Origin of the sequence: Microcoleus anatoxicus (assembly GCF_042465725.1) — a bacterium.
Lineage (GTDB): Bacteria > Cyanobacteriota > Cyanobacteriia > Cyanobacteriales > Microcoleaceae > Microcoleus > Microcoleus anatoxicus.
Window position 1 is genome coordinate 1,272,679 of the sequence record NZ_CP120853.1, and the last position, 15,541, is coordinate 1,288,219.

At 43.8% G+C, this 15,541-nt stretch carries 14 protein-coding genes; 6 read left to right on the forward strand and 8 right to left on the reverse strand.

Annotated elements, in window-relative coordinates; translation table 11 throughout:
- Positions 1-25: 25 nt before the first annotated feature.
- Positions 26-3,292 carry a tetratricopeptide repeat protein gene (locus P2A85_RS05320; protein WP_377477940.1) on the reverse strand — a complete coding sequence of 1,089 codons (3,267 nt, stop codon included), beginning with the start codon at positions 3,290-3,292 and terminating at the stop codon, positions 26-28.
- Positions 3,293-3,603: 311 nt separating this feature from the next.
- On the opposite strand from P2A85_RS05320, the gene rpiA reads away from it, so the two are divergent.
- Together rpiA and P2A85_RS05330 are read left to right on the forward strand one after the other, a co-directional pair.
- Complete coding sequence (gene rpiA, locus P2A85_RS05325) at positions 3,604-4,326, forward strand: ribose-5-phosphate isomerase RpiA (RefSeq protein WP_377477941.1); 723 nt, start codon at positions 3,604-3,606, stop codon at positions 4,324-4,326.
- A 177-nt stretch (positions 4,327-4,503) separates the two neighbouring features.
- A complete protein-coding gene (locus tag P2A85_RS05330; protein WP_371117804.1) occupies positions 4,504-5,259 on the forward strand; it encodes a Fe-Mn family superoxide dismutase in 756 nt (251 codons plus the stop codon).
- A gap of 278 nt (positions 5,260-5,537) precedes the next feature.
- Here P2A85_RS05330 and rsmG read toward each other — a convergent pair whose 3' ends face one another.
- The 3 genes from rsmG to P2A85_RS05345 form a co-directional block, all read right to left on the reverse strand.
- Positions 5,538-6,257: a 16S rRNA (guanine(527)-N(7))-methyltransferase RsmG gene (gene rsmG, locus P2A85_RS05335; protein ID WP_377477942.1), complete on the reverse strand. Its 720-nt coding sequence runs from the start codon at positions 6,255-6,257 to the stop codon at positions 5,538-5,540.
- A 111-nt stretch (positions 6,258-6,368) separates the two neighbouring features.
- Positions 6,369-7,040, reverse strand: coding sequence for an ABC transporter ATP-binding protein (locus P2A85_RS05340; RefSeq protein WP_377477943.1), 672 nt, complete (start codon positions 7,038-7,040; stop codon positions 6,369-6,371).
- Between the two features lie 336 nt (positions 7,041-7,376).
- The gene (locus tag P2A85_RS05345; protein WP_377477944.1) at positions 7,377-7,598 is read right to left on the reverse strand and encodes a hypothetical protein; all 222 of its coding nucleotides are present in this window, start codon (positions 7,596-7,598) and stop codon (positions 7,377-7,379) included.
- Positions 7,599-7,708: 110 nt separating this feature from the next.
- On the opposite strand from P2A85_RS05345, the gene P2A85_RS05350 reads away from it, so the two are divergent.
- Together P2A85_RS05350 and P2A85_RS05355 are read left to right on the forward strand one after the other, a co-directional pair.
- Positions 7,709-8,731 (forward strand): Sll0314/Alr1548 family TPR repeat-containing protein, encoded by a 1,023-nt coding sequence (locus P2A85_RS05350; protein WP_377477945.1) that lies wholly within the window; start codon positions 7,709-7,711, stop codon positions 8,729-8,731.
- A 15-nt stretch (positions 8,732-8,746) separates the two neighbouring features.
- Positions 8,747-9,199 (forward strand): DUF3531 family protein, encoded by a 453-nt coding sequence (locus P2A85_RS05355; protein WP_377477947.1) that lies wholly within the window; start codon positions 8,747-8,749, stop codon positions 9,197-9,199.
- A gap of 169 nt (positions 9,200-9,368) precedes the next feature.
- Here the strand turns inward: P2A85_RS05355 and P2A85_RS05360 are convergent, their stop codons facing one another.
- The 4 genes from P2A85_RS05360 to P2A85_RS05375 form a co-directional block, all read right to left on the reverse strand.
- Positions 9,369-9,731 carry a phage holin family protein gene (locus tag P2A85_RS05360; protein WP_341735741.1) on the reverse strand — a complete coding sequence of 121 codons (363 nt, stop codon included), beginning with the start codon at positions 9,729-9,731 and terminating at the stop codon, positions 9,369-9,371.
- A gap of 21 nt (positions 9,732-9,752) precedes the next feature.
- The gene (gene ychF / locus P2A85_RS05365) at positions 9,753-10,844 is read right to left on the reverse strand and encodes a redox-regulated ATPase YchF (protein ID WP_377477948.1); all 1,092 of its coding nucleotides are present in this window, start codon (positions 10,842-10,844) and stop codon (positions 9,753-9,755) included.
- Positions 10,845-10,997: 153 nt separating this feature from the next.
- On the reverse strand, positions 10,998-11,249 hold the full coding sequence (locus tag P2A85_RS05370; RefSeq protein WP_377477950.1) for a gamma-aminobutyric acid A receptor, epsilon-like protein: 252 nt from the start codon (positions 11,247-11,249) through the stop codon (positions 10,998-11,000).
- A gap of 226 nt (positions 11,250-11,475) precedes the next feature.
- A complete protein-coding gene (locus P2A85_RS05375; protein WP_377477952.1) occupies positions 11,476-12,135 on the reverse strand; it encodes an NAD(P)H-binding protein in 660 nt (219 codons plus the stop codon).
- 38 nt (positions 12,136-12,173) lie between these two features.
- On the opposite strand from P2A85_RS05375, the gene P2A85_RS05380 reads away from it, so the two are divergent.
- Both P2A85_RS05380 and P2A85_RS05385 read left to right on the forward strand, forming a co-directional pair.
- Entirely contained in the window at positions 12,174-12,980 is an 807-nt protein-coding gene (locus tag P2A85_RS05380; RefSeq protein ID WP_377477954.1) for a DUF1997 domain-containing protein, read from the forward strand.
- Between the two features lie 232 nt (positions 12,981-13,212).
- A complete protein-coding gene (locus P2A85_RS05385; RefSeq protein ID WP_377477956.1) occupies positions 13,213-15,426 on the forward strand; it encodes an ATP-binding protein in 2,214 nt (737 codons plus the stop codon).
- Positions 15,427-15,541: the final 115 nt, after the last annotated feature.

A 15,541-nucleotide genomic window follows, 5' to 3' on the forward strand; every position in this document is an offset into this window, starting at 1 on the left:
TAAAGTTATCACTACAAAGCATGACTTATTTAGTTAACAGTTGTTGAAACACTTCATACATTTCCCTTGCCAACTTTTGAGGATTCCACAGAGGTGCAAGATGTTCTGGCTGTTTAGATTTAATCAAGTGTTGTTTCACCGCATTTCGGAAACTAGCATCTCGCCCAAACTTAACTCCCCACTGCGTGTATTCTTCCCAACTCCAAGCCGCACCCACATCAAGATTTGCACTTTTGAGAAAAGCATAACCCATCCGCGAAAGATATTGGTCGCCGGATCTAGTTACCACTGGCAAATTCGCCCACAAAGCCTCCAAATTATGAGTACCACCATTATAAGGATAGGAATCTAAAAGCACGTCAGCCACATAATAAATGGCGCGGTGTTCTTCTTCAGTCTTGGTTTGCCCAACAAACTTAATTCGAGTAAAATCTACTCCTTGAATATCGCATTCTTCGCGGTAAGTGCTGTGAATTACTTCAGGATCGCCTTGACCTTTACGGATTAGCAAACTATCAGGAACTTCTTTGAGAATTTTAACTTGAGCGCGCACCATTTCAGGATTAGTTTTTCTCCCTGGCGCAACGCAGAGATAAGTCATTTGATCGAACCCAATACCGAGGGAAGTTCTAATCGCTTCTCGATCCACTGAAATGCTTTGTAATGCCCCAATTGCTACGGAACAACTAGGCAATCTCACTAACTGTTCTAAGTAATGTTTTTCAACACCGGCTGGGTGAGTGTGTTCGTCGCACAGAAAATAGTGATTGTCTGAGATATAAGGCGCATCAAATCCTAGCCAGGAAACACATATGCCAGCGGGATACTGGTGTAACACTTCTACATTTGTTGGTACTGTCATCGAGTCTAAATCGATTAATACATCCAAATCGTCTTGCCGCACTTCTGCGAGAATTTCGCCACCATCTGCAAAACCATTTGGATACTTTTTGGGCCAGTAAAATTTGCCCGCCATGTCTTCAAATCGCTGGGTTACTTCATCTTTGTTAAGTTTGCCGGTGACGTAGAGGTGAACGTGGGGAGTGATGCGGCTTAATTCCCGAATTAAAGCTTCGCTGCACCAGCCGACGGAGTGACGACGGAAGTGTTTTGAGAGGAAGCCGATTCTTAAAGGTTTTTGGTTTGTTTGGTAAAGGACTGGTTTGATTCTGTCGATTGATTGCCGTGGAGGAAGGACTTTTTTGTAGTATTCCTTGGCAACTAATCGGTAAAAGCTGGCATTTTTCTCGCGATTATCTCGGAGGTGAGAGACGGCAAATAAGAAGATTTCGTAGAGCAGTTTTAGTTCTATATTGGTAAAGGTTTCGATTTTTTCGTAGGAGAGTGCTTCGATTTCTTCTAGTTTTTGAATTGCCTGTTTGCTCACCCCTGATTGCAGATAGGAGAAAACGTAGGCTGTGGCTGACATAACTGGTACTTGTTCGCCACAGTGTTCGCAATAGTTATCGGCGACTCTGCGAGCTCCTGCTAGGTTGGTGGAATGGCTTAGTAAGTCGCACAATTGTTGGTGGGCTTCGCTGAATTTGGGGTTGAATTCGATCGCCTTTTCAAAATTGGCGATCGCCTCCAAGGGCTTATCCTGTTTCTGAATGTGTCCCATCCGACAGTAAACTTCTGCCCAATTTGGTTTGAATACCAGGGCTTCTTGATAGCTGGCTTGGGCTTCTTCCAGTTTGCCTAACATAGATAAAGCGTTGCCTAAATTAGCGTGAACATCTGCCCAGTCTGGCTTGATTTTGAGGGCATTTTGATAACTGGTAACTGCTAATTCGTACTTTCCTTGCTGCAAAAATGAATTGGCAAGGTTGGAGTGTAGAACTTCTAATTCTGGCTTTAATTCTAAAGCTTTTTGATAATAAGTGATGGCTGCATCGATATTGCCTTGTTGCGATCGCGCACTGCCGATGTTAGCATAGGCTTCTGCCCAATCTGGCTTAATGGCGATCGCCTTTAAATAGCTTTCAATAGCTTCATCGCGCTTGCCTTGAGTAAAAAGTCGGTTAGCTAAGTTAAAGTGGAAGTCTGCACCGACTAGCTGGGGATTCAGTTCGGATGTTCTCTGAAAACAGGCGATCGCGGCTTCGATGTTGCCATATTTGTGATATACTTTACCTAAATTCCAGTGAGCGCCGGCTAAATTGGGACTGAGGACAATGGCTGCTTCGTAATGGGCGATCGCCTCTTCTAAGCGGTCCATTTTAAAATACATACTGCCAATATTGGCGCGGACTTCAGCAAAATTTGGTCGCAATTCTAAGGCTTGAGAATAGGAGCGAATTGCTGCTTCAATTTTGCCTATAGCTTGCAGAGCATTGCCTAAAGTGACGTAAGCATGAATATAATCAGGTCTAGTTTTGATAGCCAAATGACACGCTGCGATCGCTTCGGGAACTTTGCCTTTTACCAAACAATCTTCTGCCAGATTTTTGTAATGTTCAACTTCTTTAAAACTTGGAAACTCCTCGTTATTTGGAACATTCACTTGAGAAACTTGTTCAGAAACTTCCGCTGGATTTGTGAAAGAAGTATTTAAATTATTAGTAGTTTCTGATGGCGGCAAATTGATACTAGAAGGCTGTAAACCATAGCCTTCATCTTTGTTGACAGTTACCGCTTGTTGTGTATCAGATTCTGATTCTAATTCAATAAATTTGCTAGGGGTATTTTCCTGCTCTTTTTGTTTAAGTAAATCAGATATTTTCTCTGCTGTGCTGGCATCTTCCGGTTGCATTTCCAGGACTTTTTGATAACAAGCAATGGCTGCATCTAACTTGCCTTGATAGTGGAGAACGCTACCAAGCATCAAACGTACTGAACACAATTTTGGATTAATAGCAATAGCTGTTTGGTAATATTTTTCAGCCTCATATAATTGTCCTAATTTGTAATACATACTGCCCAAATTAGCACTAGCTTCTGCAAATTCAGGCTGAATTTTTAAGGCTTGTAAATAAGCTTCAATTGCCATTTCCAGCTTGTTTTGACTATGTAAAGCATTGCCCCTTGTCAAGTAAGCGGGAGCAAAACTAGGGTTGAATTTAACGGCGAGATGGCAGGAGTCGATCGCCTTTTCAAATTCCCCTTGCAAAGCATAAACTTCCGCCAAGGTTTTGTAAACTTCTGCATCTTCCCCATTGAACTCTAGAGATTTATGATAATGTGCGATCGCCTCATCAAGCCTACCTGTGTCTTTCAGCCGATTTGCCTTTTGGAAATAAGTTTGAGCTGCTTCTAAGTTCACTAACGATTCCGCAATCATTTGTTCTACCACTGTTACAGTTTTGATACTAATACTATTCAGCCATTTTACCCGCGATCGGGATTGCACCCACCAAGTACACTATGGATAGGGCAATTATCCATCGCTTTGTGAACGAGATTTTTTTTATTAAACCACAGAGGCCGCAGAGGGCGCAGAGAAGAAATAGAGAAGAAATAGATAAGTTCCCCAATGATATAAAACTTATCCCAGAGAACTTCCTAGTTTCATCTCTTCCTCTTCCTCTCTGTGTTCTCTGCGCTCTCTGCGGTTCATTAAATCCATCAGTGCTATAATTTTAAAACTATTCAGGATTATTGAACATGACCACAGAACAAGACCCCGTAAAATTGATGAAACAGCAAGTAGGGTTTGCTGCTGCCGATCGCGTACAGTCAGGAATGATTGTCGGACTGGGCACGGGGTCAACTACAGCTTATACCATTCAGGCCTTGGGCGATCGCATCAAATCAGGTCAACTCCAAGATATCAAAGGAGTGCCAACATCTTTTCAATCAGAAGTGTTAGCCAAACAATACGGAGTCCCGCTGACAACCCTGGATGAAATTGACAGAATAGATGTGGCGATTGACGGTGCGGATGAAGTCGATCCGCACCTAAACTTAATTAAAGGTGGTGGCGCAGCCCACACTCGCGAAAAAGTTGTCGATTGCCTCGCAGCTCAGTTTATTGTAGTAGTTGACAGTTCTAAAATGGTAGAGAAATTGGGTTCGACTTTTCGAGTCCCAATCGAAGTGATACCGATGGCGATCGCCCCTGTCACCCGCGCCATTGAAAAACTGGGAGGAAAACCAGAACTCCGCATGGGAATCAGAAAAGCAGGCCCAGTAATTACCGACCAAGGTAACATGGTAATTGATGTCCAATTCGACAACCTAGAAAACCCTGTCGAACTTGAAAAAACTTTAAATAACATTCCCGGCGTGTTGGAAAATGGCTTGTTTGTTAACTGCACGGATTTAGTTTTGGTTGGTGAAATTAAAGATGGCAAACCTGTAGTCCGCGAGATTTTCAAGCACTCATAACTTACCAACTGGCAATCATAGACTCTTGGTAGAACAGGCATCTTGCCTGTTCTTTAAAATAGAATAGTATCAAAAAACCAGGCTATTTTTGGAGATTTCCTACTTATTGAATAAGTCGGGAATTGGCGGATAGTGTAATATGGTTTAAACAGTTAATAATTCACTTAGGTACTGTATATGAGTCTGAAACGTCGAGATTTCTTGTATTTACTGACTGCTAGCGTCGGAGCTCTTACCGCAGGTGCTGATCGAGCGTCAGGAAATAATGTATCCCAAGCAAGTCCAATTGCCGAAGCAACCAAGATAGCTCAAACTCCGGGGCCTTTTACACTGCCACCTCTCCCCTACGAATACAATGCCTTAGAACCGCACATCGATGGGCGGACAATGCAATTCCATCATGATAAACATCACGCAGCTTATGTTAAAAACCTCAACGATGCTGTTAGCAAGTATCCGCAACTCAAAAACATGAGTGTGGAAAATATGCTCAGGGATTTGAGTAAAGTACCCGAAGATATTCGCACAGTAGTTCGTAACAATGGTGGCGGACACCTAAATCACAGTATGTTTTGGGAAATCATGAGTCCCAAAGGCGGTGGCGAGCCCACAGGTAGTTTAGCAACAGCAATTAAGCAAAGTTTCGGCACTGCGGACGATTTTAAAGCCAAATTTAACGACGCGGGAACTAAACGTTTTGGTAGTGGTTGGGTGTGGTTAGTCCGCACTAAAGCTGGCAAACTTGAGATTGCAACTACTCCGAATCAAGACTCTCCTTTAATGGATGGAAATTATCCAATTATGGGTAATGATGTTTGGGAACACGCTTATTATCTCAAATACCAAAACTTGCGCGCTGATTATCTCAAAGCTTGGTGGAATGTTGTGAATTGGACAGAGATTAGCAAGCGTTACGAAAAGGCGATCGGTTAATATTGTTTGTAGTAATGACTTTAGTCCTGCTTCACTAACACAAACAAGATATATAGCAATCCTTGCAGGAGTCGTAAAGTTTTTTACCCCACCCCAACCCTCCCCTTATTAAGGGGAGGGAGTAAGAAATTCACAAATGATTTAGGATTGCTATAGCAATCCTTGCAGGAGTCGTAAAGTTTTTTACCCCACCCCAACCCTCCCCTTATTAAGGGGAGGGAGTAAGAAATTCACAAATGATTTAGGATTGCTATAGGACTGAAGTCCTCACTACAAACTTATACAAGTTTCCGCAAATAAACGCAGTGTCGCACACTATGACTCACGGGAGTTGTGAATGCTTCGACTGACTCAACTGTGCCGCCTAAAGGTTCGATCGCACTTTGCAACTCTGTCTCTTCTTCCACCGTCCAATTACCTCGATAAAGCACAGCTAAACCGCCATTTTTCAGGAAAGGCAGGGCATATTTACCACAAACAGAGGCGGCTCCCACTGCTCGCAGAAACGCCAGATTGTAAGCTGCTTTGTGAGGTGGTTGCCGCCAAACTTCATCGGATCTACCCAACAAAGTCGCAGCATTTTTTACTGCTAATGATGGTAAAACTGTGTCCAGAAAATCAATTTTTTTGCGGGTAGAATCAAGCAAAGTAACTGATAAAGTGGGAAGTGCGATCGCCACAGGCAACCCTGGAAAACCTCCCCCAGTCCCGATATCGATGGCTTTGAGCAGCGACTGTGGGGGAAATTCGCGAATTTCCCCTAAATTATCATTAACTGGTAGCAGCTTCGCAATGCCCCGCAAAGAATCCCACAAATGTTTTTCCCAAAACTCGATCTGCTCAGTAATTCTAGTTAAATTTAAAGAGCGATTACCCTCAAGAATTAATTGGTAAAGTCGTTGAAAATGTTGCTGTTGTGAGTCATTGGGCACCCAATTCAGGGATTCCAGCCACAACTCATTCATTTCCGGTAGCACAGGCATTTTAATCTGATTCATCTTTTATCCCTACTTTTTCTTGACCTACTCTCAACTAATGACCGATGACTAATGACTAATGACTAATGACTAATGACTAATGACTGATGACTGATGACTACTAACTAATGACTAATGACTAACAAAGCTCGTTTCTTTAGCTTCTAATTTAGCCCGATCGACTTCCTGCAAATCCCCGCGTTCTAAAGTCCAAAATTTATCTGCAACACTCAATAAATCGCTAGCATCATGAGTAACAATCAACAATGTCCAGTGATTTTTTAAATTACTCAACAAGCTTACCAACTGTCGGCGCATCGACCAATCCAAACCCGCCGTCGGTTCGTCCAAAAGCAGCAAATGCGGCTGGCGAATTAGCTGTACCGCCAGCGCCACCCGTCGCTGTTGTCCTCCACTCAAAGCATGGGGAGAAGTGCTCAGTGGCAAATGTCCGAGTCCCACTTCACCCATGGCTTTGTTGATTTGTTCTTGTCCCAATTCTGGGTGTCCCAAGCGCAATTCTTCTAAAATTGTGCCTCCGCAAAAATGTCTTTCGGGAAATTGAAATACTAAACCTCCTAACTGTTGCAAGTGTTCGGGAGTTAATTCTTGTTCGCGCCAGCGGATGTCACCGCTAGTTTTTTCTGCTAAACCTGCTAATATTTCTAAGAAGGTACTTTTGCCTGAACCGCTGCGGCCGACTATCAGCCCCATTTGCTGGGATGGCAGTTCTAAATTGATGTTTTTGAGAATAGGATTCGGACAGGCTGTAGGATGATAGACTAGGTTTTTTAGATATAGCATTAACGGCTGTTGTTATTGGTCATCGGTCATCGGTCATCGGTCATCGGTCATCGGTCAGAAAAAAGAAAAATAGTTATTTGTGAATCGGCGGACTCCTGGTTGTGTTATTGATAGGTAAGGCTTTTTTCGCTTGTGCCGATCGCCCACCATGATTTTACCTAAATTTTACATAAATCTTTACAAAAATAGGCCGTTTTTTTTGAACTTGGGTGCTTGATTTTCAAATTGCTTTATGGTATATTTTAATAATGGAAGTATGTGCAATTTTTTTAGAAATGCTTATATTCCCATTATTAAATTATAGGGCAATAGCCCGCAAAAATCAAGACCATCCTATCATTTTTTGAGTCGCGGCCCCGAAGTCTGAAATTTCAACTGTTTTTCCCAAAACTCGATCGGCTCAGTAATTCGAGTTAAATTTAAAGAGCGATTACCCTCAAGAATTAATTGGTAAAGTCGCTGAAAATGTTGCTGTTGTGAGTCATTCGGAACCCAATTCAGGGATTCCTGCCACAACTGATTCATTTCCGGTAGCACAGGAATTGTAATCTGATTCATCTTTTATCCCTACTCTTTCTTGACCTACTCTCAACTAATGACCGATGACTAATGACTAATGACTAATTTCCGATTCCCAGTGAAAATTTATTGCCTTCAGAGAATTGACGATGATGAAAACCATTTTAGCGTCCCTTGGCAAACAAATTAGCAGAAATAAACAGACAGTGGGGACGATGGCGAGTATGGCGATCGCCCTGAGCATCTGCATCAACTCAGCATTAGCGGGCGATCCCTTTCGCGGAAGTAACCCACAGGCGATCGGACCCAAAACCGAAACCGCCTTCAAAACAATGTTTCAGCAAGGAAACTACAAAACAGCAAAATCTCAAGTTCAACAAGCACTATCCTCCGAACCAAACGAGCCACTAGCCTATGCAATGGCAGCCTCATTATCCTACATCGAGCAAGACTTAAACTCGATGAATTCCTACGCGCAAAAAACCCGTGAAATCGGCGAACAATTGACTAAAAAAAATCCCCTACGCGGCAACATTTACACAGCAGCAGGTCACTTTCTAGAAGGAGCAAATGTCATAGCCAAAGAAGGAACAGCCAAAGGCGCACCCCAAGCACTCAACAAACTGCGAGTCGTATTTCAATATCTAGATGCCGCCGAAAAAATAGCTCCCAACGACCCAGAACTAAACTTAATCAAAGGCTACATGGATTTAATGCTAGCCACCAACCTGCCATTTTCCAACGCCAGCGACGCTATTCAAAGACTAGAACAAAAAGCCTCTCCCCGCTACTTAGCCTATCGGGGAATGTCCGTAGGCTATCGAGACCTAAAGAAATACGACTCAGCCCTAGAATTTGCCAACAAAGCACTGGCAGAAACACCCCAAAATCCCGAAATTCTTTATCTAAAAGCCCAAATTTTATTTACTCAGGCAAAGAGTAAAGATGGCAAAGAATATAATAAAACTTTACTAGAAGAAGCTCGCAAAAACTTCGATGCTTCCTTGGCAAAATCCGATCAATTACCGAGAAGTTTAGTTGCAGAAATTTTCTTTCAGCAGTGCAGAACCCGCAACCGTCTCGACAATAAAACTCGTGACTGCGACCCAATGCGCGATAAAATTCGAGATGCAGACGGTATCTGGGGGCCGGCGGCCTTACCACCATTATAAAAACACCAAAAAATTATGAAAGTACAGTTTCGCGAATTTAATCCCTTTGACTTGTGGATTTGGCTGAAGTTCAGCAATGTGCCTTCCAATGGTGAAAAACAGTACGTTGAAGAGGTGTTTGATTCTTGGTTTTTCTTGGGAAAACTCGGAGGATTTAATGCAGAAAACCTGCAAGTGCAAGATGAGGGGTTAGATATCAATGATATGGATTACGATGTTAATCTTGCCGATGGGAGCATGATGGCTTTGATGCACAATATGGGAGAGATTGAGTACGAGGGAGTTTGGGCTCGTTGTTGGTTTGATTTGGGGACTAGCGATGCGATCGCCCTCGATGTTTTGATTAATGTTTTCCAGCAACTTAGCAAAGAATTTGTGACGGTAGAAGAGCTAATTATAGGCGGTGAGAATGCAGATTGGCCAGTTGAAAATAGGAGGAATAGAGAGGGTTTTGAGCCTGATAATTAGCTAATAAATATGTTGTTATACTCGTTACTAGGCTCTGCCTAATAACACATATCTGGAGGCTCTGCCTCCAATTTTTCTGCTATAAAAAAGAGACAGAGCCTATGGGGACTGATTCCTAGGCTCTGCCTAGAAACCAGTGATAAATAAATTCCCCCTAACTTACTTGTAATTACCTATTAAGCATTGGTCCCAATATCTTAAAGAGAAAAGAGTTGACAAAACCAAGAGCCATAGCCCCAATTAAAGCACTCCAAATACCATGTCGTAAGCGGAATCCATCTACTAGCCAAGCTGCCAATCCAAAGATAATGGCGTTGACAACAACCATAAACAAACCGAATGTCAGCCAGATTAATGGTAAGGTTAAGCCAGTCACTAACGGTTGAACTAGAACATTCAGCAATCCAAAAACCGCCGCCGAAATCATCGCTTTTCCAAAAGTGTCAATATCCACCCCAATTGGCAACTTGGAAATAATAAAAAAGCTCACCGATGTTACCAACCAAGCAATTGCCAACGAAACAATATTCATGTGCCAATCTCCTTAAACAATCTAAACATTAAATCGGAACAACAGCACATCCCCCTCTTGTACAACATACTCTTTACCTTCACTGCGAACCAGGCCTTTTTCCTTAGCCGCATTCATCCCACCCGTGGTAACTAAATCTTGATAGGCCACAGTTTCAGCCCGGATAAAGCCCCGTTCAAAATCGGAGTGAATCACTCCCGCAGCTTGCGGTGCCAACATTCCGGCGATAATCGTCCAAGCACGAGTTTCCTTTGGCCCGCTAGTAAAATAAGTCCGCAAACCTAACAATTCGTAAGTAGCTCGAATCAGAGATTTTAAGCCACCTTCTTTTACCCCCAGAGATTCGAGGAAATCTGTACGTTCTTCCTCGGATAATTCCACCAATTCTGACTCAACTTGCGCCGAAACTATCACAACCTTAGCATTTTCTGCTGCTGCTATTTCTCGCACTTGTTCGACATAGCTATTTCCTGTGGCCAAATCATCCTCAGATACGTTGGCTGCATAGATAATTGGTTTGTTTGTCAGTAATTCCAAACCTTTAACTAATTCAGCTTCCTCCTGGGTGAAACTGTACTGCCGCGCTGGTTTCCCGGCATTCAAAACCACGACTAATTTTTCGAGGATGTCTACTTCTGCTTGAGCTTCTTTGTTGCTGCGGGCTTGTTTGCGAGTGCGATCGAGCCTGCGTTCAATTTGAGCTAAATCTGCTAGAATTAATTCGAGGTTGATAATGTCAATATCTCGGATCGGATCGACAGAACCCGCAACGTGAATGATATCATCATTGTCAAAACAGCGGACAACATGGGCGATCGCATCTACAGCCCGAATATGAGACAAAAATTGATTTCCCAATCCTTCCCCCTGACTCGCCCCCTTCACCAAACCTGCAATATCCACAAACTCCATCCGCGTCGGCACTGTTTGCGCGGAATTGCAAATATCGCTCAGCACCTTCAACCGTTCGTCTGGTACTGCCACGACACCCGTATTTGGCTCGATCGTACAGAAAGGAAAATTAGCAGCAGTCGCCTTGGCATTAGCAACCAGGGCATTAAACAAAGTAGATTTGCCAACATTAGGCAGTCCGACAATTCCGGCGGTAAGCATGGCTATTTAGAAACGTATCACTGTTTCAAAATATCATAAGCAATACCAATATATTTGACTTGTCTGCGATCGCTTCTACAGCTAAGCTTGTATAAATATGTGAATATCAACCTCACAAACAGTCTGGCATCTGGCGATCGACTAAAACATAATTTAAACAGGTTCAGGGATTGTCTGAGGAATTGGGCCGGGTACTGTTTGGGGAATCGGCGAGGGTACTGTTTCCGGCACCGGTTCGGGAATTGTCTGCGGAATTGGCGCAGGTACCGGCTGCGGTATGATCCCTGGAATGAGATCGGGAAGGGGGGAACCGGGTACTGGTGGCGATGCCGGTATAGTCGGTAGCCCAGGTTCGGTACTGGGAATCTGCGGCCCTGGAAACGGATCGGGAGTGGGATAAATCACAGCATTTTTATTAATAACTATCTATATTCAAGGTAAACAAATAATTCAAAATACAACATCTATCTAAATATGGAAAGTTGCTGGAATTTGAAGTTTTATATCATTTTAAATCTACTTTTTTGCCCAGATGAGAGTAATTTAAATTAAATAACCATCGACTCCTCCCCCTCAGCACACCAGAGTCCCGACTGCTTTAATAAATCAGGACTCCGATCGCCAACTCGTTTTACATCACACTGGCAAATAACTGCTCGAAACTCTTTTCGGGAGCCTCCGACTTCGCCACAATCTCCACTAGCTTATTGCGAGAAGCCGGCTCAAATAGGGCTTCCACGCATACTTGAGCTACCTTAGTGCGGGGAATGCTACCATCTGATAGTTTGTCCGCTGACTCCATGACGATCGCATCAGAATTATCCTCATTTTTGAGACCACCCGGTCGGACAATGGTAAAAGTCAAGCCACTTTTTTGCAAATAATCCTCAGCTTGCTTTTTCCACACCAGAATCAGCCAAAACAAATTCAGGGGGTGAAAAAAGTTTGAGACGCACAGAGATGTCACCAGCACAAAATGCTCTATTCCCTTAGCCTTAGCTGCATCCACCAAATTTTTGGTTCCCTCAAAATCCACCCGATAGGGCAATGTGGGGTCAAAACCAGGGGCTGCACCCGTGGCGCACAGCAATACCGTACTATCACCGATGGCATCGGCAAGAGAAGTTGCATTTAATACATCTCCCGTGACTAACTCAGCTTCCGGGGGTAAAATTTGCCTAGCTGTCTCTAAATTACGGACTAGAGCACGTACCGGAATCCCGCGCTTTACCAATTCTGTGACAATTCGGCGGCCTGTTTGACCTGTGGCTCCTGCTACAAATGCTTTCATAAGTCGAGTTATGCTGAACAAGGGTCAATTTTGTTGCTATGAGCAACTATCAATTTATTAATTGTAGGGAGTTTCCGAACTTGCCACATCCCCCCGATCGATCGGCATCGTCTATAACAGGAGAGCAAACCATGAAGCAGGATTCCGCTGAATATCCAACCGTTGAGACTTCTGAGGAAATTTGCTACCCAGAAGGGAGTTTCCAGCTACCGTCGAGTGGAGGTGCAGATGTCGCCGAGGAAGCAGAGCTGATTTGGTTTAGTACACATTTTGAAGACAGCATGGAGATGTATGCTGATGCTGCTACGGTGGCGCAGCATTTGAACAACCATAAGAGTTGGTTTTCTCAGTGTGCTTTGCCAATGAAGGTTGAGCCGATCGGAGAAAATGGCTATGATTTATTAATCGGGCGTTTTGGTGCTTTCGGCTACCGCGTGGAAGCGAGAATTGGTTTAGAGTTACTACCGCCTGATGCGCGAGGCTGCTATTTGATTAAAACAATTCCGATTCCGAATTATACGCCACCGGGATATGAAGTTAATTTTTGCTCCGCTATGAATTTGGTGGAAGTATCTGCTGAGGAGTTTGCCAAAAATTGGCAAGGTGCCGATCGCTCTCAATTACCGCCTCTGATTACCATTGCTGGGTGGAACCTGGATTTAGCTGTGGGAGTTTCCTTTCCGAAATTTATTCGATCGATGTCCGAATCCTTAATTAAAAAAACCGGTCAAGGAATTCTGGAAACAATTATCAAACAAGTTAACCGCCGCTTGACGTATAAAACTCAACTTGTTTTTCATGAAAATTTAGGCATTCCTTTTCCGAAAAAGCCTCAGAAACATTAAGTGCGATCGCTCTGAATGTGGATGAATGTTTAAGTAAAAAAAAGCACGCTGAACGACCCGGTTTCCCGAAAAAACCGGGTTATTATTTGGGTTGGTGGTGGATATTTAATCAATCAAAGCCAGTGTCTAAGATCACAAACTAGATCGATCGCCCTCACTGTCAAAAATCATCAAAGTATGTCAAATTAAATAAATAATTTTAAAATACTTTTTGCCACATAATTAAAAAATCATGACGACAAAACTAAGAGCTACCAACACAGAAAAAATGGAGAGAGACTTGCAGCAGTTGAGGGCAGACCAAGAACTGATTCTCGACCAAGTAGACAATGCGATCGCTCTGTTCGACTCCTCTGACAGCTTAGTTTTGTTTAACCCAAAATTGGCCAATACCTGGGGAATCGCCCCAGAATGGCTGGCAACCAAGCCCAAGTCATACCTGCTGTTTGCCGAAATAGTCGATCGGGGTTACTGGTCAATTCAGCAATGGGAACAGTTTCAGCAAGCACTAGAAAAAACTGTAGATGAAAATTTATCATTTTATTTCCAGCAATCCAATGGGGTTTGTTTAGAAGTATGTGCGACTATCACCCACAGCGGCGGACGGCTATTTACATTTAGAGACGTTACCATATACCACAACTCTCAAGCTAGCTTAAACGCCGAAGTCAGACGCTTGACATTTCTCCTAGGTTTAACTGAACGACTGCAAAACTCAAAAAGTTTGCAAGAAATCGGTCGATTTGCTCTCAACTATCTGGTAGAAGCAATGAATGCAGCCTTCGGAGATGTGAAGGTGATTAGCGGCAAGGGAAACGAACGACAAGCCGCCGCGATTTCTAACCAAGTTTCCACTCAATTTCTGGCTAGTTACGGGGAACCAGTAGCCGCAGGTATGCAAGAACTCCTCGACAAAGGTATTCCCTACGGCACCGGTTTGTTGTGGGAAGTAGTAGCAACTGGTAAACCTTTGTTTGTGGAGGATTATGCCAAACATCCCAATGCAGTGCCGCAATTTCGACATCCGGGAATCGGTCAATTGGGCATTTTCCCGATCGCAGCCACCGACGGTACAATTATCGGCGTACTAACCCTGGAGTCCCGCAACGTCAAAAAACTACAAACCCCACTCCACCAAGACGTACTCGAAGCTGCTTGTCGGACCCTGGGAGCCGCCATCGAGCGGGCCCAGGCACAAGAAGACTTGCGCCAAGTTAATCAACAATTAGAATATTCTTCTCAGTTGAAATCCGAGTTTCTGGCATCAATGTCCCACGAATTGCGGACACCTCTCAACAGCATTCTCGGCTTTTCTGACTTGCTACTGCGGCAAACAGCCGGACAGTTGAGCAACCGACAAGTCCAGTATGTAGAATTGATCGAAAAAAGCGGCCAGCATTTATTGCAGCTCATCAACGATATTCTCGATCTTTCTAAAATTGAAGCGGGCAAAACAGAACTCAATTTACAGCCCGTGCGCGTTCACGAACTGGCGACTGACTGTCTGAAAATGATTCAGCCACGGGCTGACAAAAAACGCATCGCTTTGTCTTTGGAACTCGACTACCGCATTACTAAGGTTTTGCTCGACGAACGGCGAGTGCGACAAATTGTGATTAATTTACTTTCCAATGCCGTCAAATTTACCCCAGAGCAGGGGAAAGTGAAACTCAGCGGGCGTTTGGCCTACGGTAATGAAATTAACGGCGATTATCGCCCTGATTGTTCTCCTGTAAATGCCAGCACACCTTATTTTTGTTTTGAGGTCAAAGACTCCGGTATCGGCATTCCTGAAGACCGCTGGCACTTGCTATTTCGACCTTTTCAACAGGTGGATTCTTCTCTGACTAAGCGCCACGAAGGTACTGGTTTGGGTTTGGCTTTGACTAAACGACTGGCAGAATTGCACGGGGGGACTGTTTCTTTTCAGTCTAGTTGCGATCGGGGGAGTCAGTTCCGCGTTTGGCTACCTTTGACGGAGATGCGTCAAGAGTTGGCAACATCTGTGGCTTCTTCCCTAGACTCCGGTTTTAGCTCTGCCTCTGCGATGCCTTTACCCATCGGTAGCAAGCGGATTTTGGTTGTCGAAGACCAGCCTTTGAACCAAATGTTGATTTCTGAGGTGCTGGAATTGGAGGGCTATGGAGTAGAGATGATTGCTGATGGTTCGGGGATGCTCGATCGGATGGCGGTGGCGATTAACGCCCCGGAGTTACTGCCGGATTTGATTTTGATGGATATTCAGTTACCGGGTGTTGATGGCTTTGAGTTGATGCGACGAGTTAAGGCAGATCCTGTGTGGAAGTCTGTGCCGATGATTGCGGTAACTGCAATGGCGATGCCGGGGGATCGCGATCGCTGTTTGGAAGCTGGAGCTTGTGATTATTTGAGCAAGCCGCTGGATCTGAATTTGGCGATCGCTACAGTCCGTTCTTTTCTTAGTTAAAAAATATTACAATTTATTACGGGAAAGGCTAGACTCAATAGTAGAGAAATATTGACAATTGCCTAAGTCCTGATGGACGTTCAAGTTGAATGCTAGGGAAACTAGCTCAGCTATT

Excerpts from the sequence above, each read along its gene's own strand:
- rpiA (WP_377477941.1), top strand. The coding sequence starts at position 3,604 with ATGACCACAGAACAAGACCCCGTAAAATTGATGAAACAGCAAGTAGGG.
- P2A85_RS05330 (WP_371117804.1), top strand. The coding sequence starts at position 4,504 with ATGAGTCTGAAACGTCGAGATTTCTTGTATTTACTGACTGCTAGCGTC.
- rsmG (WP_377477942.1), bottom strand. The coding sequence starts at position 6,257 with ATGAATCAGATTAAAATGCCTGTGCTACCGGAAATGAATGAGTTGTGG.
- P2A85_RS05340 (WP_377477943.1), bottom strand. The coding sequence starts at position 7,040 with ATGCTATATCTAAAAAACCTAGTCTATCATCCTACAGCCTGTCCGAAT.
- P2A85_RS05345 (WP_377477944.1), bottom strand. The coding sequence starts at position 7,598 with ATGAATCAGATTACAATTCCTGTGCTACCGGAAATGAATCAGTTGTGG.
- P2A85_RS05350 (WP_377477945.1), top strand. The coding sequence starts at position 7,709 with ATGATGAAAACCATTTTAGCGTCCCTTGGCAAACAAATTAGCAGAAAT.
- P2A85_RS05355 (WP_377477947.1), top strand. The coding sequence starts at position 8,747 with ATGAAAGTACAGTTTCGCGAATTTAATCCCTTTGACTTGTGGATTTGG.
- P2A85_RS05360 (WP_341735741.1), bottom strand. The coding sequence starts at position 9,731 with ATGAATATTGTTTCGTTGGCAATTGCTTGGTTGGTAACATCGGTGAGC.
- ychF (WP_377477948.1), bottom strand. The coding sequence starts at position 10,844 with ATGCTTACCGCCGGAATTGTCGGACTGCCTAATGTTGGCAAATCTACT.
- P2A85_RS05375 (WP_377477952.1), bottom strand. The coding sequence starts at position 12,135 with ATGAAAGCATTTGTAGCAGGAGCCACAGGTCAAACAGGCCGCCGAATT.
- P2A85_RS05380 (WP_377477954.1), top strand. The coding sequence starts at position 12,174 with ATGAGCAACTATCAATTTATTAATTGTAGGGAGTTTCCGAACTTGCCA.
- P2A85_RS05385 (WP_377477956.1), top strand. The coding sequence starts at position 13,213 with ATGACGACAAAACTAAGAGCTACCAACACAGAAAAAATGGAGAGAGAC.